Here is a 24,194-nt window from a genome sequence, read left to right on the forward strand (position 1 = left end):
ATATGGGACGGCATCAGACATTAGGTATCGATGCTGTCTGTCTCTCATTTCTCCCTCAAGTGGTCCATAGACGATGCCGACGATTGTCCCCTTAACTTCAGAAACGAAATGGCTTCCTAAATTACGGCATCTCCCCAATTGGGAGCCACCCCTCATTCCGACGCTCGTGCTAGCCCCGCATCCCGATGATGAGACTCTCGGGGCGGGTGGTCTTATCGCCAGACTTTGCCGGCAAGGCGTAACGGTGATAGTAGTGGCTGTTACGGATGGAGAGAACGCTTATTCCGACACACAAAATATGGGAGACATTCGAGTGCAGGAACAGGTTGAAGCCCTTCATCGGCTTGGCGTACCGGAATCCATGGTTCGCCGTCTCTGCCTGCCAGATCGAGATGTGTCGGCCTGCGAGGATCGGCTCGTAGATTTACTTTTGCCGATGATCAAAGGTGAGATGCACCTAGTCGCCCCGTGGAAACGCGACTTTCATACCGACCATGAGGCAGTTGGAAGAGCGGCAGCTCGAGTCGCCCAAATCAAAAGTGTCCCTCTTACTTCCTACCTCTTTTGGACATGGCATCGGGGAGTACCCGACATGCTTGAAGGACTATCGGTCGAAAAGGTCTCACTCACAGATGCGGAGCTCCAAATAAAACGTCATGCCTTGGAGGCTCATGCCTCTCAATTCGAGCATGCTGATGGCCAGCCTATCCTTTCGCCCGAGTTGTTGATGCCCACTCAACGTGCATATGAGGTCTACATCCGGTGAGTGTCGATACCAAATTCGAGTCGTCTCCTGATTTCTTTGAAGCGAAGTATCGGGAGAATGCTGACCCCTGGGACTTTTCGCGCAGTGCTTACGAACTAAGACGTTACGATTCAATCATCAATGCAATTTCTCACAGGACCTATCGCCGGGCATTTGAACCGGGTTGTTCCATCGGCGTTCTCACAGAACGTCTAGCTGCATACTGTGACGCCGTTGATGCCATCGACTTTTCGCCGTCTGCAAGTATGCAGGCTCAAAGACGATGTGCTCATCTGCCGAATGTTGAAGTACGTTGCGCAGCGCTACCAGACGGAGTGCCAGTGAAGGATTTTGATCTCCTCGTTTTGAGCGAAATAGGCTATTACTTCTCCCCTCAAACTTGGCAGCAGATAACCTCCACATTTGTCGATTCGATTCCTCAAGGCGCTACCGTTCTGGCCGCGCATTGGCTAGGCCATTCCCAGGATCATTACATCTCGGGCGATGAGGTCCACGAGATTCTGCTTGCCCACCCAGGGCTTCTGGTCGAGCACTCAGAACGCAACCAAAATATGAGACTTGATCGGTTGGTGCGTTTGTGAAAGCTAATTGGCATATTGCGATCGTCATTCCGGCTCGGGACGAACAAGACCTCCTTCCCAGATGCCTTCGGTCCGTACAAAGGGCTCGTCTGATGCTGCCCTCGCACGTAACAAGCGACCTGATCGTCGTGACCGACCAGTCAACAGATAATTCCTTCGGCATCGCTCAGGAGATCGTCCAGGAAAGCGGAACAGTCATCGGGATTGAAGCGGGCTGTGTGGGTACCGCGCGGGCACTAGGTGTGCAGCTGGCGTTAGAGCGCTATGAGGGACCAAGGAAAGTCTGCTGGCTGGCGAATACCGATGCCGACTGTGAAGTACCTGTCACCTGGCTCCAGGATCAAATGGAGTATGCGAAGACAGGAGTCGCTGCGGTTGCGGGCATTATCGATGTGGACTCCTTCATCGACCACGACTCCTCCGTCCCGGAGCGATTCCGTCTTTCTTATTTGATCCACCCGGACGGAACTCATCCCCACGTGCATGGAGCCAACTTTGGAGTGAGAGCGGATGTGTATCTTAAAGCCGGGGGCTGGCAAGATCTTTCAAGCGCAGAAGATCATGATCTGTGGCGGCGTCTGAATGTAGGAATACATCAACGCATTTCAGACGCTAGCTTACGTGTCATAACCAGTGGAAGACGGATGGGGCGTGCGCCGCTCGGCTTCGCAGATGCTCTTGCCGCACACAATGGAGTTATAGGATGACAGCGGACGAACTGAAGTCCCGACTCTCCGACGTGGTTAAGCAGAAGCTGCCACTCCCGGGACGGGGTCATACAGCCGAGCGCCATCATCTGCTGGCCGAGATAGCGCGAGAGGATCTCAGCTTGGCGAAGCTCGCAGAAGCTCATTGGGATGCGGTGGCTATCCTCGCGGAGGCCGGACGCAGTGCTGAACCTAATATGCTCTACGCGGTTTGGGCTTCCGAGATTCCAAATCACATAATTCGCCTAGAGCGAACCGCAGATGGTTTTCACATCAGCGGCGGAAAGCCGTTCTGCAGTGGGCTCGGAATAGTTGATCGAGCCCTGCTCACCATTGGACTTCCCGACGAGCGCCTCGTCGAGGTAGATTTAAGGAAAAATCCAAACCAGATCAGCTTGGATCTCGACGTTTGGAAGACGGACGCTTTTCGCAATACACAGACGGGGGCGATCAAATTCATGGAACTGCGGCTGTCACAGGACTCCTTGATTGGAGATCCAGGTTGGTATCTTGAGAGACCGGGTTTCTGGCATGGTGCGTGCGGACCTGCGGCGTGCTGGGCAGGCGGCGTTGCGGGGCTATTAGATTTTGCACTCGCTAGTAAACGTGACGACCCTCATACCTTCGCTCATCTTGGCGCTATGAAGGCTAGTGTCTGGGGTATGTACGCGCTAATCAGGCAGGCAGGCGGGGAGATCGATGCAGCACCATTCGATTCGAAGGCTGCACAGAGTCGCGCGTTACAGGTTCGTCATCTGATTGAACAGATGGGCACTAACACGCTCCAACGGTTCTCTCGAGCGTATGGTCCACATCCATTGTCCATGAACGAAGAGACGTCACGTCGTTATCAGGAAGCAGATCTCTATATGCGCCAATCGCATGGGGAGCGTGACTTAGAGTCCTTAGGCCGTCTAATTAGATAATCGAAAACACAGAGTTGTGATCGCGGCTTCTCGCCAACTTTGCTGTCCTAGTCGTTCACATCCCGATCATTCTCGAGCTTTTTTACTCGGGCGTGTTTCACATTCTGCTTCTATCTTTTCGTATTTGGATTGAAGCACGCTCGTACATGTTCTGAGCCATGCGTTCCCACGTCCGGACCGCGCGCCTCCTTGTCACCCTGCTCGCCTCATTCTCATTCCTGCCCGCGATAGCCCAGGAACCCAACATCAGGTACACCCTCAAATCCCCGATGTATTCCGGATGGAGAGGGCAGCGGCGGCGGTAGTTGCTAACTCCAAAAAATGTATCGTGAGGACGAGGAACTTCAATCGCAACCAACGGAATGCTGCAGTGACGATTACAACCGCAACAATCGGAGCGACATCATCTTCAAACTGGAACTCAATCACCAAATCGTCTCGTTCGACTCCAAGCTATTTCCGTGGCGAAGCAGAATAGGGGCAGGTTATGGCCAGAGCAAGCGGCGTACAACGTCTGCGATGAGCTTGGGATGCTGCCTACCCTGACAAATGTTTTATACGCCTTCCGTATAAACTGATTAAAATGCAGAGACAACGGCCGCGACTTGCTGCGATCGACCCAGATAATGCCTTGGCGCTGATGACGGTGACGGGCGGCCGCACAGTCTACGAGCAGCGCGGGATACAAGGCCGAATGAATACACTCAGGAAGATAACTATTTATGGTGCGGCAACTTTAGCGACAGTCCCTGTCTTCGCTCAAGCAAACACCGCGCCCCTTGCGCCGCGGCAGATTCCGGCGATCACGCTGCCGGTTCCGACTGACGTTAGTCCGGGAATGCAGACGATTATAGGGGCCCCGCTCAATCCGGCGTGGAACATTCTGTGGAAGACGGGTGAAGAGTGGCGAGCGGCAGCGGATAAGCAAGCAGCACAGACCGTGGCTAATCTTCCCGCAATGCGGGAGCGGATGCATGTGAAGGTCGAAGCTGCCAGGATTGCGGGAGTGAAGGTATACATCGAGACGCCGGATGTGATCCCGCCGGAGCATAAGGACAAGGTGCTGATCCAGGTGCATGGCGGATGCTATGTTCTGTTTCCCGGTGAGTCCGGGACGTCAGAGGCGATCATGATGGCGGGGTTCGGGCACTATAAGGTGATCGCGGTCGACTACAGGATGCCGCCCGAGGCTTACTTCCCAGCCGCACTCGATGATGCAATGAAGGTGTATGCGGAAGTCTTGAAGACCATGAAGCCGGAAAACCTTGGCGTGCTGGGGACATCGGCGGGTGGGGCGCTGGTGTTGGAGATGATGCTGCGGGCGAAGCAGCTTGGGCTGCCGATGCCGGGAGCGATCGCACCAAGTACGCCGATGTCCGACGTGACCAAGGTGGGTGACAGCTTCTACACGAATGAGAGGGTGGATAACGTGCTGGTGTCGCGGGATGGGTTCTGCGACGCGGCGACGAAGGTTTATGCGCAAGGGCATGATCTGAAAGATCCGCTGCTGTCGCCGGTGTATGGCGATATGAACGGATTTCCACCGACGATTCTGACGACGGGCACCCGCGATCTTCTGCTAAGCAATACGGTGCGAGTGCATCGCAAGCTGCGCAAGGCAGGCGTTGAGGCGGAGCTCGAAATCTATGAGGGACAGTCTCATGCGCAGTTCAGCAGGGACGACCGATTACCCGAAACGAAGGAAGCCTTTGGAGAGATTGCGGCTTTCTTCGACAAGCATTTAGGGCGTTGAAACGTCGTCAGCACGCGGAACAGAGGCGAGAAGCAGATCCTCCGCAGAGCGTTCCATTCCTACCCGGAGTTGCAGCACTCAAGGTGACGCGTATCATTCTGTTAGGGGCTTTGCATCGTTGAAGCACGCACGGATTCAGGTGAGGTTTACCTAATGAAGATTAGTCTTCATGCCGGCCCAGCTGATCCGGCTCGAGGCCTCGGGTGTGCCGCCGCCCTTCCAGTGACCTTCAAGAGACTAACAGGAGGGTCAGAAGGCAACCTCGAAACTCATGCGTCTTATCTCTGCTGTCTATGACCCATAAACACTTGCCTTTCGCGAGCATTCCCAAAATGCCCACCAACTTTCTATGTGTTCCGATAAATGCGTGCGCGTTTTGGCCTTCATAAAATTGACCGAGAAATGGCAGCATCGACTCACCTATCGGACCCCCAACTAGCACGGAGCTTGCATCATGACAGCTCCCAGAATACAAATACAAACCCGGTCAAAAGCAACGAAACCAAGAGCAATAACAAAAAGCAAACCCTTTGAGGAAAAGCTAAGAACAAACCTTGACAACGTTAACTTGCTCATTCAAACACTTCTCGCAAGTTGGGGTATTCCAGTTACAAACCATCGCTTGTCACCTTCTCCCCGTTCCAGAAAATCTCGGAAGCGTCGTCCAATGGAGGCACCAGGATCGCCAGGTTGGTTTTGTTGCGAAGTGAGGGATCTGAGTGGTCAGCGCTGTGAAGCCTAGCACACGTTGGCCCACAAGGGTTGCTCTTTTTGCCTGACCCTGCATAAGCGAACAGTACCCTTGGAGCCGGTTCTACTTGTGGTGAATTGGGATCTTCTAGTCGTTGAGAAAAGTGCAGGTGCTTGCAGAACGTTGGCAACGAACTACAACGCCATCCGTCTACACTCTTCGCTCGAGCACCAGAGAAGTGGCGACTCTTGAGGCAGCATATCAAGAAGCGAATGGCAGACTACGCTGTCCATTTCCACACGCACTCTCTAACGCCACGAGCTACTTACGAAGTTCGTTGCGTACACTAAAACTCTAACCCGTAAAGAATTGGGCAATCCAGAACACCGAACAAAAAGTGTTTGGTAATTAGTGTCGGGTGAAGATCCATTTCTGCCACGAAGTACCTTGGTATGGATATTGATCAATTGCTTCACCGACGGTTGTTCCTCCACCATCCACGTCGAGCGCTTGGCCGCTGTTGACGTTGGTGAGTTCGAAGGCGCCAGCACCCACCGATATGACGTTCCACTCCTGGTTAGATTTGCCATTTGCGGGCATTTGATCGACAAGTGCGCTGTTCGCTTTGGATGCTCCAGTGACTTCGAGCAGTTGGCCGCTTGCCACATTGGTTATCGTAATTACATTGTTGCCTAGGTTGGTGACGTTCCATTGCTGGTTGGTACCATTGTTTACGGTATATTGCTGCATGTCTTGGCCGCTCTTCGTCGAGAATCCAGGATCGTCAATAGCCTGGCCGCTGTGAACGCTTGTGATCACAAACGTGCCATTTGGAATCAAACTGCCGCTGCCGCCCGTTACGGTGACGGCAAATGTCTGCGTGCTTTTGCTTCCGCAAGGATTTGTGTAAGCAGCAATGTAAGTGTTAGTGCCTGAGCTCAAGGGAATGCTATTGATCTGACGCGATGTGGAATTGAACCCATTGGGACCGGTCCAACTCCACGATCCGCCAGTCAGGGGCTGCGGACCAAGATTAACCGTCGATCCAGAGGCGACGGTTGCGCTCGCAACCTGTTGCCAAGCCGCTCCATTCACCTGCAGATAGGGAGTAATCACAGTCGCCGTGCAGCCGCCGCCCGGCAACAAACCATAAACTGCTACCTGTTCGGAATCGGTTCCGACATACACTTTGCCATCGGCGATGGTTGGCGCGACAAACTTGGCGTAACTTCCATAGCTGTCTCGCGATGAATTTTGTGCAGTGCTCCATAACAACGTTCCCAGGTTGGTAGCATCGTAGGCGTACATATTGCCGCCGACAGTGGAATGGTCGGGATCAGCAGTGGGAGCTGTCGCCCAGACAATCGCAGTACCAGCCGTAGTGCCGTTAGAGGATACGGAAACTGAGCCGCTGGTCGTGCCTCCAGGTGTCGAGTACGCGCTTTGCGAAGAGGGAGAGGTGTTGAAGTGGCCGCCGGAAAACTGATAGGCCTTGAGCGGCTCGTTTACGCCCCAGATATACATGGTGTTGTTAAAGAACGCGGGCGACCCCCATAACCCATTGTCGGCCTGAAACTCTTGGACTACTTGATCGGACGACGTGTTCAACTTGCCCATGTTGTTGGTGTCGACCACATACAACATGCCAGACTTGCTTCCACCCGCGATGTAGCTGGTGCCGGGAATGGCAAATGCGCCGGTAGACCCTAAATCAGTGTCATTTGCGTTCAATCGGTCGTAGTCGTTTGGCTTGAAGTAATCGGCGACGCTCAAAGTGGTACCACTCGGGACGAGCTTCAGAAAACTCTCTCCATAATCGCCGGCGGCATTCTCGGAAGTTTGCGTGCTGTTGGCGCTGATCAGGTAGAGGTTGTTCGATGAGTCCGCCAGAAGACCCTGGCCTCCCATCCAGATCGCCCCCTCACCACTGTTAGGCGTCACGTTATAGACCTGAACCTGTTGCAGATTGCTCGCCTTATATCCCAACAACCATCCGTGATAAGGAGAATAGTCTTCGTGAGAGGCGAATGCCAAGTAGACAATTCCATTCACCAGTGTGACAGCGGCGCGCTGGTTCTCCTGGGAGGCAACGAATGGAACCTGTCCTCCGCTGCTCTGTTGCCCGGATCCACTGACAGACGCTGCGATCTCGACAGGTCCGCCAAACTTTTCCGCACCGGTATCGATATCGAGGGCATGTAAGCGGAAGATTTGCACTTTGCTCTCATAGGTCTTCGCGACGACGTAAAGAGTGCCAGTAGAACTGTCAATCACTGGCGTGCTGATGATGCCAACCTCGACCAGGATATTTTGCGTATTGATGACAGAACTTGGAACCGGCGTTCCGAGGGAGACGTGCCAATACTCCGCCCCCGAATCCGCATCGAACGCATACACACTGTCGTGTGCCGTCGCAACATAAAGAACATTGTGCGTGCCACCGGATATCGAAACGCCGCGATCATAGAGAGGCTGTGCATATGTGAAGCCGTCAATCGACAGGGAAAACAGCCTCCCGAACGAACTCTCATTAACGTTGCTTGTTGTAAGAATTGTCTCGTTCGGATTGGCCCCCGATCGGCTCAGATCGTTGTGCTGCGTAAGCACGCTCTGCGCGATGCTGGTGCCTGGTTGCAACGACAACATCAGCGAGACAACACCTAGTAACGCGGTAGTATGACGGGCAAGCGCAGTAATTCGAAGCATTGGGGACTACTCCTTTTTCATCGCCTCCAAAGCATACTCCCGTTGATGTCGACCGCAAGATAACACGGGCGAAATTCTTCCCTGCGTTTGACGAGATCAATTTCATCTTCTTCCGGCTACTTTGACTGCCACTCCCCTTCGAATGAGACTCTCAGCATCTCTCCATGGCCATGCTCTCCATAGCCCATGATGGCGATTACAGTCTATTGCTCGATAGTGATTATGACGCAATTCAAACGAGCGACTGCTCTAAGAATGTTGTGCATACGTGATCGTTTTAGAATCAAAGCAGCGCTTTTGCACTCCTATGACGTGCTGCCTCATCAAGAGATGATGTCTTTCATCACGCAAAGACAATACGGTACCATCCCCCCATGCCGGTCATCTCTTCCACCCAATCTTCCAGTATTCACTCCTCTCTATTCGCGACAGGGCCTATTCGGCTTTCTTTCATTCTTGTAACCTTCTCGTTGTTCGCATTTACGCGAGCCGAACATACACAGGCACACGCCGATCAACCACCCAATACAGCGAACCCCGCTGTTGTAGAAACCTACAAACTCGAGGATCTCGGAGAATTGTCCCCGATTTCGCAAGATGTGACAGTATCCCTGAATCAGGATGGGACCGTAGCGTATTGGACCAGAACCAATGGCTCCGTGTATGCGATGCTCTGGCGAAGCGGCAAAGCTACAAGGGTTGAACAGATGCCAGGCTACCCAAACATGATCCCCCATGCGATCAATCGACAAGGCGACATCGCTGGCTGGATGAACACCAGCGGCAATCTTGTGGACAGCCTGTCGACCACTCGCGGCTTTGTTCGCCATCGGAAGCGCATTCGGATCGTTACTGGATTGGGCGGACGTGATAGTCGCATCTTCGGTCTGAACGACAAAGGCTCGGCTGTCGGTGCCGCGACTCTTGCCGATGGCACACGGCATGCATTTGTGATCTCGGGCTCCAAGATCGCCGACCTTGGCACCCTTCCTTTCGGCAAATCGAGCACGGCCTATGCCATCAACAATAGTGGTCTGATCGCTGGCTCTTCCGACGTCGATGCCAAGGCCAATCACGCAGTTTCATGGTCAAACCTAAAGATTGTCGATCTCGGGACTCTCCCTAAAGGGATCGTTAGTAGCGCCCGTTCAGTGAACGACCGCGGGCAGATCGTCGGCTTCAGCGACACTCCCGATGGTGTTCATGCTTTTTTGTATTCTGACGGCGTAATGCAGGATCTCGGGACCTTGGGAAGCGATCCAAGCGAAGCCTCGGGAATAAATAACCATAGCGAAGTGGTAGGCGCCTCGAACATCACCGGTACCAGACGGCATGCCTTTCTATGGCGGGACGGACAGATCAAAGATCTAAATGTCTTCCTGCCAGGAGGTTCGAGCTGGATTCTGCTGGATGCGTTCAGCATCAACGATCGAGGACAGATCGCTTGTTCTGCTCGTCGCAAAGGCGAGCCGTCTCATCTACTCTTGCTCACGCCGCAACACTAGAGTGCAGAACTGACTGGAGCAGTCCCATTGAAGCAAGTGGCTCTCACATCAGCTAGCCCAAGTGCGACCTTTGGGACGTCTAATTTGGTGTATAGGGCTCTGTTGCATTAACTAAGGCCGTGTATGGTGAGAGGTGAGTGGAGGAGTCCAGCAGAGGTCTATCTTCAAGCGCCGCCGATTTCCGGTTGAGATCATCCTGGTATGCGTGCGGTGGTATTGCAAGTACGGCATCACGTATCGCGATCTCGCGGAGATGATGCAAGAGCGCGGAGTTGAGGTCGATGCCTCGACGATCTTCCGGTGGGTGCAGCGCTACGCACCTGAGCTCGAAAAGCGCATCCGCTGGTATCAAGGCTACCGCTCGAGCTCTTGGCGAGTGGACGAAACTTATGTCAAGGTCGGTGGACAGTGGAAGTACTTGTTCCGCGCCGTCGACAAGCATGGCCGGTTGATCGACTTCATGCTGCTGGACCGCCGTAACACGTGCGCGGCACACCGCTTCTTGGGCAAGGCACTGAAGAAGATGCGTAACTGGCCACCGCACTCGATCACAACCGATAAGCTGGGCTCCTATCCCAAGGCGATTCGCCGGCTGCAGCGCGAAGGCAAGTTGCCACAGGACACGAAGCACCGCACGTCGAAATATCTAAACAACATCATTGAGGCAGACCACGGTGGCCTTAAGCGGGTGATCCGTCCCACATGCGGTTTTAAAACGATGAGAACAGCGTCTGCCACCATCAAGGGATTCGAAGTCACGCGGATGATCCGCCGCCGCCATTGCCTCCTCTGCAAGCCCAAGGTCGCCGGCGAAATTCAATTCATCAACAAGCTATTCAATGTTGCTGCCTGATGTGCAACATCGGTAAAAGCGAGTTGCGTGTGTCCCAGTTAATGCAACAGAGCCTTACATTCACGCGGTCCCCTCGGAGTCGCGAAATGCGGTGGGCCGGATCGAGGAATTGGCGATTGGACCCAAATGGACCCAAATCGGGCCAGAGGCCAAAAAGCCGAAGGCTCTAGATAGTTGATAACGCGGGATTTAAATGGTCGGGGCGAGAGGATTCGAACCTCCGACCCCCTGGTCCCGAACCAGGTGCGCTACCAGACTGCGCTACGCCCCGAATGTGCTGCGATGAGTGTCGATGAGGAGTGCGTTCCGTACGGCTCAAGCACACGGGCGGGCTTGGTGGATCGCTACCAACTCAGGTAGTTTAGCAGATCTCGCGGCGGTTGGCGAAGGAGCGGGAAGCCCCGGGGAGATTCGGTTGCGGAGTTTCGTCGCGACCTTTGAAGTATCAAAAATACGAAACGAGGGCGGCAACTGCTCGACTACGCGATGATGTCTTGATGCTCGATCGCGATGATGATGCTCTACTGTCCTCGCTCGAGATAGTTGTGCGTTGAGGGACGGTGCAAAAGGGGAGTTCTCTCGAACTCCCCTTGAATCGCATGGTCGATCGAATCTGCTGGGGTTAGTGTTTCGGTGTGTCCTTTGGTTTAGCGTAAGGCTGGCCCTGCCGTTTCACGGAATCTGCGTCGAAGGTGGCAGTGTCTCCGGGGGTGAATGAGGCTCCGTCGGGAACGAGGGTGCTGTCGAGGATGCGGCCGGGCTGTCCGCTGGTGCGCATCGAGATGCGTGCCGGGTCGATTCCTTTCTCGTCGGTGAGGTACTGCTCTACGTTGAGGTCGCGCTGGGCTGCGGCATCAGGTGTCTCGTCGTCGGAGTGTCTGCCAACGATTACGAGTTTGGAAGTAGTGTCGCGGTTGAGAGTGAGAGCGATGTCATCGAGGCAGGCTTTGCCTTCGTTGTCGACGCGCACAGGACGCTTTATGTCACGCTCAAACGAGATGCTGCAGAGGGGACGTACCTTCGGGACCGGAGGTGGCGGAGGAGTGACGATGGTGACGGTGGTGTCGGCGGAGGCATGTTTGCCGAGATCGTCGACGACATTGCAGGTGACGGTGACGACGCCTGAAGGAGCACCGCTTGTAACGAGTGTGGCAGTGGGGGTGGTTCCGGATATTTGGCCAGCGGTGGAAGAGTAGGAGTAACTCAGCGTGAGGCCTTCGAGACTGCTGGCAACGGCTGTGATGGTGGAAGGATCACCCGGCATGACCGTGCTGGGGTTGGCAGAGCAAGCGATGGTCGGTGGTGCGGGATTATGGATGCGGAAGCCGGCTGTGCAGTTGGCGCTTTCGCCTGGGCGCTTGCCTTCGCTGACATGGCCGGAGACGGTGTAGTCGCCTGGAGCCAGGCCCGCGGTGTTGATGTTAGCGGTGGCTTCATTATTGGTGAGTTCGCCGCCGCTGGCGGTCCAGGTGTAGGAGAGCTTTTTCTTTGGTTCGAGATTGGTCGCGGTGGCGGTGGCGGTAACGGGGTCGCCTGGGAAGACGTTAGTGGGTTGAACTGTGCAGCCGAGCTGGACGGGTGGGGGAGGCGTCAGCTGGCCTAGGCGGAGAACTACGCCGGCGGAGAGTCGGTAGGCGGTGATGTCGCCGATGCCTCCGGTTACCTGGGCGGGATCGACTGGACCGTAGTCAACGTGGGAGTAGTTGAAGTCGGCCTGGACTACGCGAAGGGCGACGTGATTATTGAAGACCGGCAGGACGAGATCGAGGCCCCCGCCGGCGGTGATTCCCCAACCCCAGGTGCAGGGTTGGAAAGCTGGACCACCTGCTCTGGCACCGCCGCCGAGAGCGTGGACGAACGGAATCAGCCGGCCTTTCTGGTAACGGAGTACAGGGCCGGCCTGGGCGGTGTAATAACAATCGTTTGGACCGTCGGGGAAGAAGCTGCCTTCGGCTTGAACCCCGAGGTAGCGATTAAAGTAGGCGGTGGCGTTGGCGACTGCCCCAAGATTGATGGGCTGATAGACGAAGGGGGTGATTCCGCTGTTGAAGGGATGGAAGTAGGCGTAGCCGCCGTAGAGGTCGAAGCGGGAAAAATCGGGAGGCGGTGTCGAGCCGGTTTTGACAGCCTGCGCCACTGCGGACAATGGCGAAGCTGCGATGCAAAGGGCGACGAGGAGCCTTGTCCCGGAATGGAGAAGGGCGCCGGCGAGTCGCGCGGCACGGGAGCTCAATCTGACGGGGCTCACGGGACGAAGATGCATAAGAATGAAACCTCCAACTGCGGTGCTTCCTGATTTTTCTTCCCTGTATGTCCTGTGAGATTGGCAGGACATTACGGGACACTGCTGCTAATTTCCGACGGACAGAAAGACCGAGGTGGATTGAGCCAGCGCCGTGGAGCTCGCGCTGGTGCCGGTGACGCTGACGGTGTAGGTCTGAAATGTGTTGTTGAAGCAGCAACCCGCCAGGCCAAGGATACCGAAAGAAAGGAGGATCACTGCGAGTAGGCGAATCTTTTGAGTACCTGGCTTTCTACGGCGTCGGAGGCCGGCGAAGAAGATGCCAAGGCCGGTGAGCTCGACCGGGAAGACGGCGGCAACGGTGATCGGCGCGAGATCCCTCGGGCTCAGGCTGGGGATGAATGAATTGCGAAGCTGGGCATCGGCTGCGGTGGTGTTGATGGTCAGCGCAACGGTGGCTGTGCCTCCTGCGGTGAGCGTCGGGTTGCTGGCAAAGGCGCAGCTGGCGTCAGCAGGAAGGCCTGAGCAGGAGAGATTGATCTGGCCGGTGAAGCCTCCGACGGAGGTAACGATGACTTGATAGGTTGTCGCACCGGGGCCGCGAATGAGCTGAGTGGGAGGTGTGGCAGAGATTGTGAAGCTGCCCACCGGCGCATTGATGACCTGGGTGAGGGTCGCTGAGCTGGTGACGAAGTTGGTGTTGGCCAGAAAGGTGGCAGTGATGGTGTGACTGCCTGCTATTAGCGAACTGGTGGAGAAGGTGGCGACGCCGCTGCTGTTTATGGTCCCAGTACCGAGTAGGTTGGCGCCGTCAGTGAAGTTGACTGTGCCGGTGGGCCCACTGGTTGCGCTGGTGACCGTCGCGGTGAAGGTGATGTTAGTGCCAGCAGCTGCGGGCGAGCCGGAGCTTGTGACAGTGGTAAGAGTGCTGATGGGGCTGACGTCGAGTGTGCCCGGGTGGATGGTCGCGATGTAGTTGCCCGCGGAGGTTCCTGAGACGCTGGCGCCGATGGAATATTGGCCTGCGGGCGAGGCGGGAGTTGCCGTGGTGGTATAGCTAACGACTACGTCGTCCCCGGGGGCAACACCGGTGACTGCTCCGGAGAAGGCAGGGTTTGGTGCTCCGTAGAGACGGCTGGCGCTGTTGACGTTGATGATCAAGGCCGTCTGATTCTGGGTGATGGAGAGTGAGCCATTGACAAGGTTGACGGAGTAGTTGGAGAGAGCTGCGCCGGATACAGCGGGGATGATTGGATAAGTGCCCACAGGCGAACCGAGGACGGCGGAACTGCTGTAGGTTGTGGCGATCGAGTCGCCCTTGATTAGACCTGTAGTCGTGCCGGTGAAGACGGGGTTCGCTGTGTCGTAGATGCGGGTGGCGTTGTTCGCGGTTACCGTAAGTGTGGCCGGGCTGATGGTGAGTGTTCCGTTGGTCGTTGTGATGGTGCTGTAGTTGGCGGCGGCGGGGCCGGAGACAGTGGGGACGATGGTGTAGGTGCCGATCGGCGAGGTCGGGGTGTCGTTGGTGGTGTAGGTAATGGTGAAGGTGTCGCCGTTGAGCGCGCCAGTGACTGTGCTGGTGAAGGTGGGATCGGCTGCGCCGTAGCTGCGCGTGGCATTGTTCGCCGTTACGTTCACGGCGACGGAGGCTTGAGTGATGGTGAGGGTTCCGGGAGTGACCTGAACAGTGTAGTTGGAGGCCGCGGGGCCCCCGATGGTGTCGTTGATAGGATAGGAGCCGACTGGGGACGCGACGGTGGCAGTGGTCGAGTAAGAGTTTGTGAAGGTATCGCCGTTGAGAGCGCCAGTAACCAGGCTGGTAAAGGCGGGGTTGGCTGCCCCGTAGACCCGGGTTGCGTTGCCAACGGTGATGGTGAGTATGGCTTGAGTAACGGTGAGCGTTCCGGGGGTGACGGTGATGGCGTAGTTACCGGCGTTTGCTCCGGCGACGGTCGCGTTGATGGGATAGGTCGCAGCGGGTGAGGTGGCGGTAGCTGGCGAGGAGTAGGCGATGGTTAGTACGTCGCCGTTGATGGTGCCGCCACTCACAGTATTGCCGTTCAGGACGCCGAGGGTTGTGCTGTTGAAGGGAGGATTGGACTGGCCGTATTGACGACTCGTGCTGAGAACTGTGACGGTAATGGGAATCGCAGTGACGGTCAGAGTCCCGGGCGTGTTGGTGACGGTGTAGTTGGAGAGGCTTGTGGTTCCCGCCGTGGTGAGAGTAGCAATAATGGGGTAGGGGCCGATGGGAGAGGTGACAGTGGCGACGCTGGAGTAGGCGACGAGGATGGTGTCGCCCGAGGCAACGCCGGTAAGGGAGCCGGTGAAGGTGGGGTTCGACGCTCCATAGAGACGGCTGATGTTGTTGACTGTGACGGTGAGTGGGGCTGGCGTAACGGTCAGGGTTGTGTTGCCAGTAGCTGGCAAGTAGTTGGTATCTCCGGAGTAGGTGAAGGTGATCCCGTAGGTGCCTACGGCAAGGCCGGTATTGAGTGCGCTGCACGTAGAACCGACTCCTAGAGTCGCGGTGGTGGTGCACAGGATTCGTGCACCCAGACTAAAGGTGATGGTGCCAGTTGGAGCGGGACTGCCATTGGTTACGTTGACGGTCTGAGAAAGGGGCTGGCCGTAGACCTCTGTCTCCGTTGGCAGCGTGAACTGAAGCGGCGCGATGACCTTTCCAGTTCCTGTGAGCGTAATCGTAAGAGGGCTGTTGTAGGCGTTGGAAATAATGGTAGCGGAAGCGGTCAGTTGGCCCTTAGCGGTAGGGGTAAAGACGAAACCCAGGTTACACGTAGAACCCGAGATGATAGTAGTACCGCAAGTTGTTGTTCCGGGATCAACGGTAAAGTGCGGGTCGGAGGTGGTGATTGAACCATTGAGTGTGAAAGGGGCCGAGCCAAAGTTGCTCAGGTTTTGCTGAAGGACAAACGAGGTTTGGCCGACCACCACGCTGCCGAAGGCTAGGGTGGGGTTGGGATATGTAATCTCCCGAACGGAGTTGTTGCCGTTATCCACCTCGAAGAGATCGCTATTGCCTTCAACGGCGATACTGACAGGATTGCTGATCTGGGCGAGGTTCGCAAAGCCACCATCGCCTGTATTTCCTGCGATGCCAGTGCCGAGAGTGGTTGAGATGTTACTGCCGGTGCTGGTGGTAGAGACGAAGACCGTATAGACGAGATTGGCAGTGGCGTCGGCGATGTACAGGTCACCGGCTGCGTCGAAGGCGAGGGAAGAGGGAGCGAGGATAGCGGTGCCGGTGGCTTGTCCGGGAACAGTGGTCGTTGCGGTCCCGTTGCCAGCGATCTGATGAATGATGCCAAATTTATCGACTGCATAGACTAAGTGGCCGCCAGTGTCAGCGATGTACAGGATGCCACTGATGTCGAGGGTTAGCCCGCCGGGGGAGATGAAGCTGGCCGTGGTCGCAAGAACGCTATTGGCGGAGGCATTGCTGCCGCTTCCGGCGATGGTACGACTGCCACCGCCCGCAAAGACCTCGATCACGTTATGGGCCGAGCCAGCCTGGGCGATGAAGAGGTTGTCGAAGCCGTCGACGTAGATGGATGTCGGGGCAATAAGTCCAGTGACGTAACTGGTGTTCAGGCTGCCGTCGACCCCGAAGCGGGCGACAGTGCCGTGGACGGCGTCGGTGATGAAGTAGTTGCCTGTGGAGTCGATCGCGATGGCCGAGGAGGTGAGGAGACCAGAGCCTCCCGGAATGATGGGGGAAGGTGGTCCACCACCAACTAGAAGTTTAAGTAGGTTGCCGCTGCCGGGAGTTGCGCCTGACTCGAGGATGTACGCGTTGCCGGCGGGGTCAACTGTAACGGCAGAGGGCGCGGTGAGAGAGCTGACAACGGTTTTGACGATACCAGGGGTGAAGACACCGAGCGAGCCGGTTGCCGTACCTTCGAGGCCCTGAGAGATGCTGTTTCCGGAGATCGAGTCAGCGAGCTTGATGGGGGCGCTCCGCAGGCCGAGAAGAGTAGGTGTGAAGCGCACAAAGACCTGACAGGTGACAGGCGGGGTGCCCGGCGCCGCGGGCGTAAGGACTCCTGCGCAGGTATTTGTAGTGATGTTGAAATCTGGCCCTGACGTAACGGTAAGATTCACCTTTTGGTTGACGGTGAAGGTCACCGGGAGACCGGCGCTAAGACTGCCGACTGGCGTAGCCGGAAAGATGATATTGCCACTGAGTTTGCGCAGGATGCTGTTGGCGGAGTCGGAGAGAGAGAAGTTGCCAAGACTGTCGACAGCCATTCCTCGGGGACCGTTAAGAGGGAAGTTGAGGGCGGAGGTTCCGTCCTGAACAGGGCTGTAGGAGCCGGAGGCGCCATTAGGCAGACCAGCGACAATGGTCGCGCTATTGGAGCCTAGGACGTAGCTGACGGCGACATCGGGACTGGTCTCGGTGATGTAGAGGGACTGGGTGGGCGAGAAGGCTAGACCGTATGGTTTATTTATTGCCGTGGCGATCGAGCCTGAGTTGTCATTGGAGCACTGGCCAACGGCTGTTTGGAACGTTGCGATACCGACGACTTGGCGAACGCAGTTGTTGCCTGTGTCTGCGATGAAGAGATCTCCTGCGCCACTAATTGCGAGACCAGAGGGAGCATTCAGCGCGACGCTGCCGGTAATGCCCGCGCAGGTTGTAGGAACGAGTGCAGAGGGTGCGCCAGCGACGACGCAGAGGCCGGAGGAGGGAGCCTGAAGCAGGACCTGATAGTTGCTGAGAGTGGCAGGAACTTCAGTATCCTGGATAGCGATGTAGAGGTTATTGCTGGCGTCTAGAACGATACCGTTGGGGTTAGGAGTGGCGGAGACAGTGGAGCCGCAAGTGCCGGAGATGGTAGTAAGCGAGGCGACGCCTGAAGCTCCGGCAGCGAGTTTCCGGACGCAGTTGTGACTGCTATCTGCGATGTAGAGATTATTGGCGCTGTCTATGGCGAGGCCCGTGGGCAGATAGAGGCCTTGGACGGGTGTCGGGGTGCTGTTTGAGGCGGTGGAACAGGTGTCGCCTTTACCCGAGACGGCGAGTCCGACGAGTGTGCTCATCGAGCCTGTGGTGTCGATCTTTCGAACGCAGTTGTTCAGAGTATCCGAGAGGTATTGATTGCCGTTTGAATCGAAGACGATATAAGACGGAGTGTTGAGACTGACTGTCGTCGCCGGTCCGAAGTCTCCGTTGAAACCTGGTGTGATGGTTCCGGCATATCGGGTTCCACTCTGCACCAAGGTCAGGGCCTGGGGGCGCGCTAGAGACGGAGTGATGGCGTATGCGACAAGAACAACCAGTGCAGAGAGAGTCTGTACACCAGAAAAACGTCTGAGATGCATGGGGTGAAGCTCCTAGGTTCGTGCTGCAAAGTGAATCAAAACAGCGCAAGTAGCAGGTAATGCGCTTCTTCGGAGCTACAACCCCCTCCGATGAAGATCGAAATCCGGTCTCCTGCGCCAAAAGTATTGCATATAGAGGGTTTGGGGGAACTACCTATAAAGTGGCAGTTGTAGACGCCTCTGGATGGTTGAGTTTTTGGCGATATTGGAGCAGAGCTGTGGCAGGGGTGCGAGCAAGGGTACGGTTTTTCGCGAGACTCCGATCTCTTCGCGTAGATCCCTTTGCGATAGCGAAACTACGTCTCATGGTTTAATCGCTCATCGGGAGTGATCGTGGTTCTTCCTGTCTTGATAGACAGATGAGACTGTCCGCGTGGAGAATGGGAGTCAGAGCGATGGAAAGAGGACTTCTGGCATGAGAGAAGGTCGGCAGATCGTTCGGTTGTGGCGTCAGGGTGGAGCAACGGCTCTGGTGACGCTGGTGCGGACCGAGGGGTCGAGCTATCGACGACCTGGAGCTCGCCTGCTGCTGGGCAAAGCAGGAGAATACGCCGGCACAATCAGCGGAGGGTGCCTGGAGGCCGAGGTAGTGCGCAAGGCAGCGTGGCTGATTCGCGAGGGTGCCGTCATGGAGCGGTACTCGACGATGTTTGACGATACGGCCGAGATGCCGTTTGGGTTGGGGTGTGGCGGCGTTGTTGATCTGCTGATCGAACCGGTCGAGACTCCTGAGTGCCGAGCTGTCCTTGCGGCATTGGACGGTGCGCTTGGTGGGGACGAGGTAACGGTGCTGACCTGGCTGCCACGGGCAGGGAGGCGATTGGAACGTGCGGTGCTGGCTGCGAATGGGGACTTTACGTTTGCCAGCGAAGGACTGACCGAGCTTGAACTGGTTAAGGCAAGAGCTAATGTTCTACTGAAGGCTGACATTAACAGTTCGGACTCGGGAGTTTTTGTGGAGCGAATCGTGGCTCCACAGAGGTTGTTTGTTCTGGGGGCGGGCGACGATGCAAAGCCGGTCGTGAGCATGGCAGCGCTTCTCGGCTGGAGCGTCTTGGTGATGGAGGGGCGGGCGCAGATGGCTCGCGCGGACCGGTTCCCCGAAGCGGAGCGGGTGGTTGTAGCTTCTGCTGGGTCGAGTGAGATTCGGTCGATTCGTCATGACGATGCAGTGGTATTGATGACTCATAGTTACGAGCAGGATAGGGAATTGCTGGCGGCGGTGTTGCCGTTGCGCCCAAGGTACCTGGGTCTGCTGGGGGCGCGGCACCGGAGTTCGTTGCTCGTGAGCGAGGCTGCAGCGATGTTGGGGTGGACGGTTGGTGCGTGCTGCGACAGGATCTACGCGCCGGTAGGGTTGGACCTTGGTGGGGATGGGCCCGAGGCCATTGCTCTCGCGGTTATTGCCGAAGTGCAAGCGTGCTGCATGGGGAAACTGGGGACATCGCGCAGGTTGTCGCCGCAGGATGTTGAGAGGAACCTGAGGGAGGGCGGCGCGGCGCGATACCTGCAAAAACAATGTGCGCTGGATGTTGCGTGAGGCGAATTGGCGCGGTCATTCTCGCGGCTGGAGCTTCGAGGCGGTTGGGAGAGCCGAAGCAACTGGTAATGGTGGGCGCGGAAATTCTCTTGGAACGTTCGGTGAGGGTCGCTCACGAGGCTGGATTCTCGCCCGTAATCGTAGTGTTGGGGGCTTCGGCGGAATCGATTGAGGCGGCGTGTGCGTTGGGAGACGCTGAGGTATTGATAAATGACAGCTGGAGCGAGGGGATGGGCGCTTCCGTGCGAGTCGGTGTAGGGGCTTTGCGAGACGTGGATGGCTGTGTGTTGACGACTTGCGATATGCCGGCTGTAACCGCTGCGCATCTGCGGAGTTTGGTGGTTTCGGGAGAGGTCACAGGATCGATGTATGCCGGGCGGCGAGGCGTGCCAGCGTATTTCCCCGCGACATCCTTTGAAGACCTTATGAAGTTGCAGGGCGATGCCGGCGCAAAGGATCTGTTGCGATCGGCGCGTTGTGTGGCGTTGGCTGACGGTGAGTTGGATGTGGATACAATTGAAGATCTGAAACGTGCGCGTGCGTTGTTTGGCTAGAGGTTCTCTTCGGACAGTGTTAGAGGGTGTGCAGAAACTCTTCGAGGAGGTTGGCGGCAACTGCGGCGCGGTATTTTGCTGTGCTGCGGATGTCATCGATGGGAAGGGTCTCGCTCAGTAAAGCGCTGCGGGCGGCGGCGATAGTGGCAGGCGTTACGGGCTGATTGAGGAGAGACCGTTCGGTGGCGATGAGGCGGGCAGGGGTCTCGCACAGGCTGGCGGCTCCGATGCGGATGCCTTCGATCATGCCATGGTTCGTGCGGGCGATTGCAGCGATGGCGACCTTGGAGATGGCCTGAGCGTTTCGAGCTCCTACTTTGCGGATGTAGGTCTTGTAACCGATCAAGTTACGTGAAAGGGTAATGCTGTAGAGGAGCTCATCTGGGGCGAGAGCAGTTTTTTTGTAGCTAAGGTGGAAGTTGCGATAGGGAATTGTGCGGCTGCCGCGAGTGGAGACGACGGTAACAGCGGCATCGTAGGCCAGAAGCGCAGGTGGAGAGTCGGCGGCAGGGCTGGCATTGACGATGTTACCGCCAAGTGTGCCGCGGTTCTGGTTCGCAATCGAGCCGGTCCAGCTGGCGGCCTGCGACAGGAGGGAGAGTTCGCTAGTGATCACAGGATGACTGCGAAGATCTGTGAAGGTAGCGGCAGCGCCGATGTGGACGGCGTCGGGAGCGACTTCAATGAAGCGAAGCTCTTCGAGATTCCAGAGAGAGATAAGTTTTTTGGGCTGAAGACGCCCGGCGCCTAACGCTACCATCAACTCGGTACCGCCGGCGATGGGCGTGTATCGATCGGGCGAGTCTGCGAGAATCTGAAGAATAGCGTCAAGCGATTTTGGGGCGACGAGTTCGTATTGGGTGATGTTGGAGCGCATTATTCGGCGATCCCGGTCAGAGCCGCGGCCTGCACAGCATTGAAGATACGAATGTAGCCAGTGCAGCGGCAGAGATTGCCGGAGAGGCCTTCCTGAATTTGTAACAGAGTTGGTTGCGGATATTTTTCAAGCAGGTGACGTATGGCGAGAATCATGCCTGGAGTGCAGATGCCGCACTGTGCCCCCCCGTTTTCGAGGAAGCATTGCTGGATAGGGTGAAGTCTTTCGTCGATTGCGACGCCTTCGATCGTAGTAATCTCCGCTCCTTCTGCTTGGAGGATAGGAATGAGGCAAGAGTTGACCAGATCGCCATTCATCAAAATCGAACAGGAGCCGCACTCTCCTTCGCCGCAGCCTTCTTTTGCTCCGGTGAGGTGAAGGTCTTCGCGGAGAACATCGAGGAGGCGTTTCATGGGCGGCGCTTTTAAAACTTTTGATTCGCCGTTGACAGTGAAGTGGATTTGGGTCACCAGATCGCTCATGCGGTGGCCTCGCAGAAGATGGGGCCGGCGGTGGCTGGATCGAAGGATTCACTGCCTGCTTCGGGAGTGCGGGTTATCCGCTCGAAGATGTCTTCCGGGAGGAGCGGGATTTCGGTAAAGGCGAGGCCGGTGGCGTGCTCGATAGCGTTGAGGATGGCGGGTGCGGGCCCGTCCATGGGGAGCTCGCCGATGCCTTTGGCACCGAAGGCTCCGTGGGGACTTGGGATCTCTTCGAAGGAGACGTGGATGGGCGGAATATCGGCGCTGGTGGGCATGATGTAGTTCGTCATCTGGTTGTTGGCGAGATGGCCGTTGTTCCAGATGCATTTTTCGTAGAGCGCATAGCCGATGCCCTGGGCGACTCCGCCTTCGATCTGCCCCGCAGCGAGAATTGGGTGAAGGACCTTTCCTACTTCCTGGAGGGTGTAGAAGCTGGTCACGCTTGCCGAGTAGGTGGTGGTGTCGACGGCAACTTCGGCGACGTAGACGGCCCAGGCGTAGGCGGGATAGGCCTCACCTCGATAGTTCTCATCGTCCCAGAAGATGTCGCCGGGGGACTGGTAGCGGGCCTCGGTTTTGAGGGAGCCGTGTTCTGCGAGGTAGTAGAGCGCCGCGTGGCGGAAGTCTTCAGGGGAGTAGCTGTGAGGTAGATCGGAGGTAGCAGCAGATCCCTCCACTGCGCTGCGGGATGACAAAAGAGGAGCGAGGGTGGCGAGGAGGGATTGCGCGGCGCGCTCGATGAGTTTGCCGACGACCATGGCTGTGCGGCTAGCTACGGTGGGGCCGGAGTTGGGGACGTGCCCGGTGTCGGGTTGGGCGATGAGGATCTGGTCGTAGGGGAGGTGGAGGGTCTGTGCGGCGATCTGGCAGAGGATGGTGTTGGTGCCCTGGCCAAATTCGGTGGAGGAGACCAGGAGGCGAGGTTGACCTTCGGGTGTGAGCTCAATCTCGACGAGGGAGTTGAGGCGGCGCTCGCCGGAGCCAGTGAAGCCCGCACCGTGGAAGAAGGTGGCGAAGCCCACTCCGCGCTTGATAGTGCTGGTCGGGTTCTCGCGGTCAAACTGCCCGCGTTTGGCGTGGTAGCTGGACTCTTCGAGTGCTCGGGTGAGCAGGTGCTTCATATCGACGGGGTCTTTGAGGAGCTGGCCGGTTGCGGTGTGGCCGCCTGTGCCTAGGAAGTTGCGGCGGCGGAGCTCTTCCGGTGTGAGTCCGACCACCTTTGCAATCTTGTCCATGTGGCGTTCGAGGGCGAAGATGCTTTGCGGCGCGCCGAAGCCGCGGAAGGCTCCGTGGGGCGGAATATTTGTTGCCATTGCTTTGGCGCGGACGGTGAGGTGGGGCCAGTGGTAGGGGCCGGGGGCGTGGATGGTGCCGCGGGAGAGGACTACGGGGGAGAGGGTGGCGTAGGCTCCGCCGTCGAGGGCGAAGTCTATCTCGCCGGCGAGGAGCTTGCCGTCTTTGCTGACGGCGGTGCGGTGGCGGGTGCGGCTGGGGTGGCGCTTGGTGGTGGCGGCCATGTCTTCGGCGCGGTCGTAGCAGAGCTTGACGGGGTGGCCTGACTTCATGGCGAGGAGAGCGGCATGGCTGCCGATGACGGAGGGGAAGTCCTCCTTGCCGCCGAAGGCACCGCCGGTCTCGGTCTGGATGACTCGGCACTTCTCGGCGGGGAGGTTGAAGACCAGCTCCAGGGCGTGGACGAGGTAGTACGGGCACTGCATCGAGCCTCTTACGGTCACTCCCTTTTCCGGGTCGTACTCGGCGATGACTCCATTGTTTTCGATGTAGAGCTGCTCCTGGGCTCCAGTGCGGTACTCGCCTTCGACGATGTAGTCGGCGGTCTGCCAGATCTCGTCGGGGATCGGCTTCTGGTCCTTCTGCATGAGGTAGGTCTTGAAGGTGTTGGCGTGTTCGCCTTCTCCCCAGATGACTTGCTCTTTTTTTTCGGAGTCTTCGATGGAGTAGATGGCCGGGAGTTCTTCGTAGGTGATGTGGACCGCGGCTACGGCGGCGGGGAGTGCGGAGCGGTTGGGGTGGGCGAGGAGGAAGATGGGCTCTTCGGCGTGGTTGACGTGGGAGATGGCGAGGCAGGGGTGGTCTTTGGTGAGGTGGACGATGCAGTTTTCGCCGGGGATGTCGGCGGCGGAGACGATGGTGTATTCGTTCCAGGGGATGGCGGGGTCGAAGGCGATGGAGGTGATGCGGCCGCGGGGGATGGTGCTGCGGACGGTGGCTCCGAACCACATGCCGGGGAGGCTTATGTCGTCGACGTAGAGTGCACGGCCCAAGACCTTGGCTGTTCCTTCCTTACGGATGGGGGAGCTGCCAACGATCTGGAGCTGGCTGGTCATGGAAAGGTGTTGCATAAGGATAGACGAAGTTTTATGGATTGCGAGGAATCGTTAGGGACCCTGCACCCCCTCCCCCCTGAGGGGTATTTTGGGAGTAAATCCTTTGGTTGGAATGGCTTGCAGGGAGTTGATGGCTGCAAAGCATTCCAACCAAAGGGCTTGTGCGCAAAATACTTGTTTTCAGCAGGTTGCGTGCGACGTTGCTCGACCCTTTGGGGGGAGCGCCGGGATGCCGTTGCCGTCTCCCGTTTTTTCGCTCTATATCCATCATAGAAGATGGAGAGGAACTGATACGCCACGTGATTTTGCTGGATTGG

General features: G+C 57.1%; 16 protein-coding genes and 1 tRNA gene. 9 read left to right on the forward strand and 8 right to left on the reverse strand.

Going from position 1 to position 24,194, the window contains the following annotated elements; translation table 11 throughout:
* Positions 1 to 73: 73 nt before the first annotated feature.
* The 4 genes from RBB75_RS13700 to RBB75_RS13715 are packed head-to-tail and all read left to right on the forward strand — an operon-like array spanning position 74 to position 2,980.
* Positions 74 to 766, forward strand: coding sequence for a PIG-L deacetylase family protein (locus RBB75_RS13700; RefSeq protein WP_353068396.1), 693 nt, complete (start codon positions 74 to 76; stop codon positions 764 to 766).
* Positions 763 to 1,347, forward strand: a complete 585-nt coding sequence (locus RBB75_RS13705; protein WP_179637310.1) for an SAM-dependent methyltransferase — start codon at positions 763 to 765, stop codon at positions 1,345 to 1,347. Before RBB75_RS13700 ends, RBB75_RS13705 begins: the two co-directional genes overlap by 4 nt.
* Positions 1,344 to 2,054, forward strand: a complete 711-nt coding sequence (locus RBB75_RS13710) for a glycosyltransferase (protein WP_179637311.1) — start codon at positions 1,344 to 1,346, stop codon at positions 2,052 to 2,054. The genes RBB75_RS13705 and RBB75_RS13710 overlap by 4 nt, the downstream gene beginning before the upstream one ends.
* The gene (locus tag RBB75_RS13715) at positions 2,051 to 2,980 is read left to right on the forward strand and encodes a hypothetical protein (protein WP_179637312.1); all 930 of its coding nucleotides are present in this window, start codon (positions 2,051 to 2,053) and stop codon (positions 2,978 to 2,980) included. The genes RBB75_RS13710 and RBB75_RS13715 overlap by 4 nt, the downstream gene beginning before the upstream one ends.
* Positions 2,981 to 3,238: 258 nt before the next feature.
* On the opposite strand, the gene RBB75_RS13720 is transcribed toward RBB75_RS13715, so the two are convergent.
* Positions 3,239 to 3,409, reverse strand: a complete 171-nt coding sequence (locus tag RBB75_RS13720) for a hypothetical protein (protein ID WP_179637313.1) — start codon at positions 3,407 to 3,409, stop codon at positions 3,239 to 3,241.
* A 154-nt stretch (positions 3,410 to 3,563) separates the two neighbouring features.
* Here RBB75_RS13720 and RBB75_RS13725 point away from each other — a divergent pair, with 154 nt between their 5' ends.
* Positions 3,564 to 4,733 carry an alpha/beta hydrolase gene (locus tag RBB75_RS13725; RefSeq protein ID WP_353068397.1) on the forward strand — a complete coding sequence of 390 codons (1,170 nt, stop codon included), beginning with the start codon at positions 3,564 to 3,566 and terminating at the stop codon, positions 4,731 to 4,733.
* 1,099 nt (positions 4,734 to 5,832) lie between these two features.
* Here RBB75_RS13725 and RBB75_RS13730 read toward each other — a convergent pair.
* Positions 5,833 to 8,130 carry an RICIN domain-containing protein gene (locus RBB75_RS13730; RefSeq protein ID WP_353068398.1) on the reverse strand — a complete coding sequence of 766 codons (2,298 nt, stop codon included), beginning with the start codon at positions 8,128 to 8,130 and terminating at the stop codon, positions 5,833 to 5,835.
* 374 nt (positions 8,131 to 8,504) lie between these two features.
* On the opposite strand from RBB75_RS13730, the gene RBB75_RS13735 reads away from it, so the two are divergent.
* The gene (locus RBB75_RS13735) at positions 8,505 to 9,635 is read left to right on the forward strand and encodes a hypothetical protein (RefSeq protein WP_353068399.1); all 1,131 of its coding nucleotides are present in this window, start codon (positions 8,505 to 8,507) and stop codon (positions 9,633 to 9,635) included.
* A 133-nt stretch (positions 9,636 to 9,768) separates the two neighbouring features.
* Complete coding sequence (locus tag RBB75_RS13740) at positions 9,769 to 10,488, forward strand: IS6 family transposase (protein WP_434557135.1); 720 nt, start codon at positions 9,769 to 9,771, stop codon at positions 10,486 to 10,488.
* 194 nt (positions 10,489 to 10,682) lie between these two features.
* Here the strand turns inward: RBB75_RS13740 and RBB75_RS13745 are convergent.
* The 3 genes from RBB75_RS13745 to RBB75_RS13755 all read right to left on the reverse strand — a co-directional run bounded on the left by RBB75_RS13745 (position 10,683) and on the right by RBB75_RS13755 (position 18,076).
* Positions 10,683 to 10,759: transfer RNA gene (locus tag RBB75_RS13745), tRNA-Pro, on the reverse strand.
* Positions 10,760 to 11,110: 351 nt separating this feature from the next.
* Complete coding sequence (locus RBB75_RS13750; protein ID WP_353068400.1) at positions 11,111 to 12,751, reverse strand: hypothetical protein; 1,641 nt, start codon at positions 12,749 to 12,751, stop codon at positions 11,111 to 11,113.
* A gap of 87 nt (positions 12,752 to 12,838) precedes the next feature.
* Entirely contained in the window at positions 12,839 to 18,076 is a 5,238-nt protein-coding gene (locus tag RBB75_RS13755; protein WP_353068401.1) for an MBG domain-containing protein, read from the reverse strand.
* A 415-nt stretch (positions 18,077 to 18,491) separates the two neighbouring features.
* On the opposite strand from RBB75_RS13755, the gene RBB75_RS13760 reads away from it, so the two are divergent.
* Positions 18,492 to 19,616, forward strand: a complete 1,125-nt coding sequence (locus RBB75_RS13760; RefSeq protein WP_353068402.1) for an XdhC family protein — start codon at positions 18,492 to 18,494, stop codon at positions 19,614 to 19,616.
* Positions 19,613 to 20,170, forward strand: a complete 558-nt coding sequence (locus tag RBB75_RS13765) for a nucleotidyltransferase family protein (RefSeq protein WP_353068403.1) — start codon at positions 19,613 to 19,615, stop codon at positions 20,168 to 20,170. The genes RBB75_RS13760 and RBB75_RS13765 overlap by 4 nt, the downstream gene beginning before the upstream one ends.
* A 19-nt stretch (positions 20,171 to 20,189) precedes the next feature.
* Here RBB75_RS13765 and RBB75_RS13770 read toward each other — a convergent pair whose 3' ends face one another.
* From RBB75_RS13770 to RBB75_RS13780, 3 genes are read right to left on the reverse strand one after another with little or no spacing between them, the layout of a single operon-like run.
* Entirely contained in the window at positions 20,190 to 21,047 is an 858-nt protein-coding gene (locus tag RBB75_RS13770) for an FAD binding domain-containing protein (protein WP_353068404.1), read from the reverse strand.
* A complete protein-coding gene (locus tag RBB75_RS13775) occupies positions 21,047 to 21,529 on the reverse strand; it encodes a (2Fe-2S)-binding protein (protein WP_353068405.1) in 483 nt (160 codons plus the stop codon). Before RBB75_RS13775 ends, RBB75_RS13770 begins: the two co-directional genes overlap by 1 nt.
* Positions 21,526 to 23,877 carry a xanthine dehydrogenase family protein molybdopterin-binding subunit gene (locus RBB75_RS13780; RefSeq protein ID WP_353068406.1) on the reverse strand — a complete coding sequence of 784 codons (2,352 nt, stop codon included), beginning with the start codon at positions 23,875 to 23,877 and terminating at the stop codon, positions 21,526 to 21,528. Before RBB75_RS13780 ends, RBB75_RS13775 begins: the two co-directional genes overlap by 4 nt.
* Positions 23,878 to 24,194 lie beyond the last annotated feature (317 nt).

Source organism: Tunturibacter empetritectus, assembly GCF_040358985.1.
Taxonomy (GTDB): Bacteria; Acidobacteriota; Terriglobia; order Terriglobales; family Acidobacteriaceae; genus Edaphobacter; species Edaphobacter empetritectus.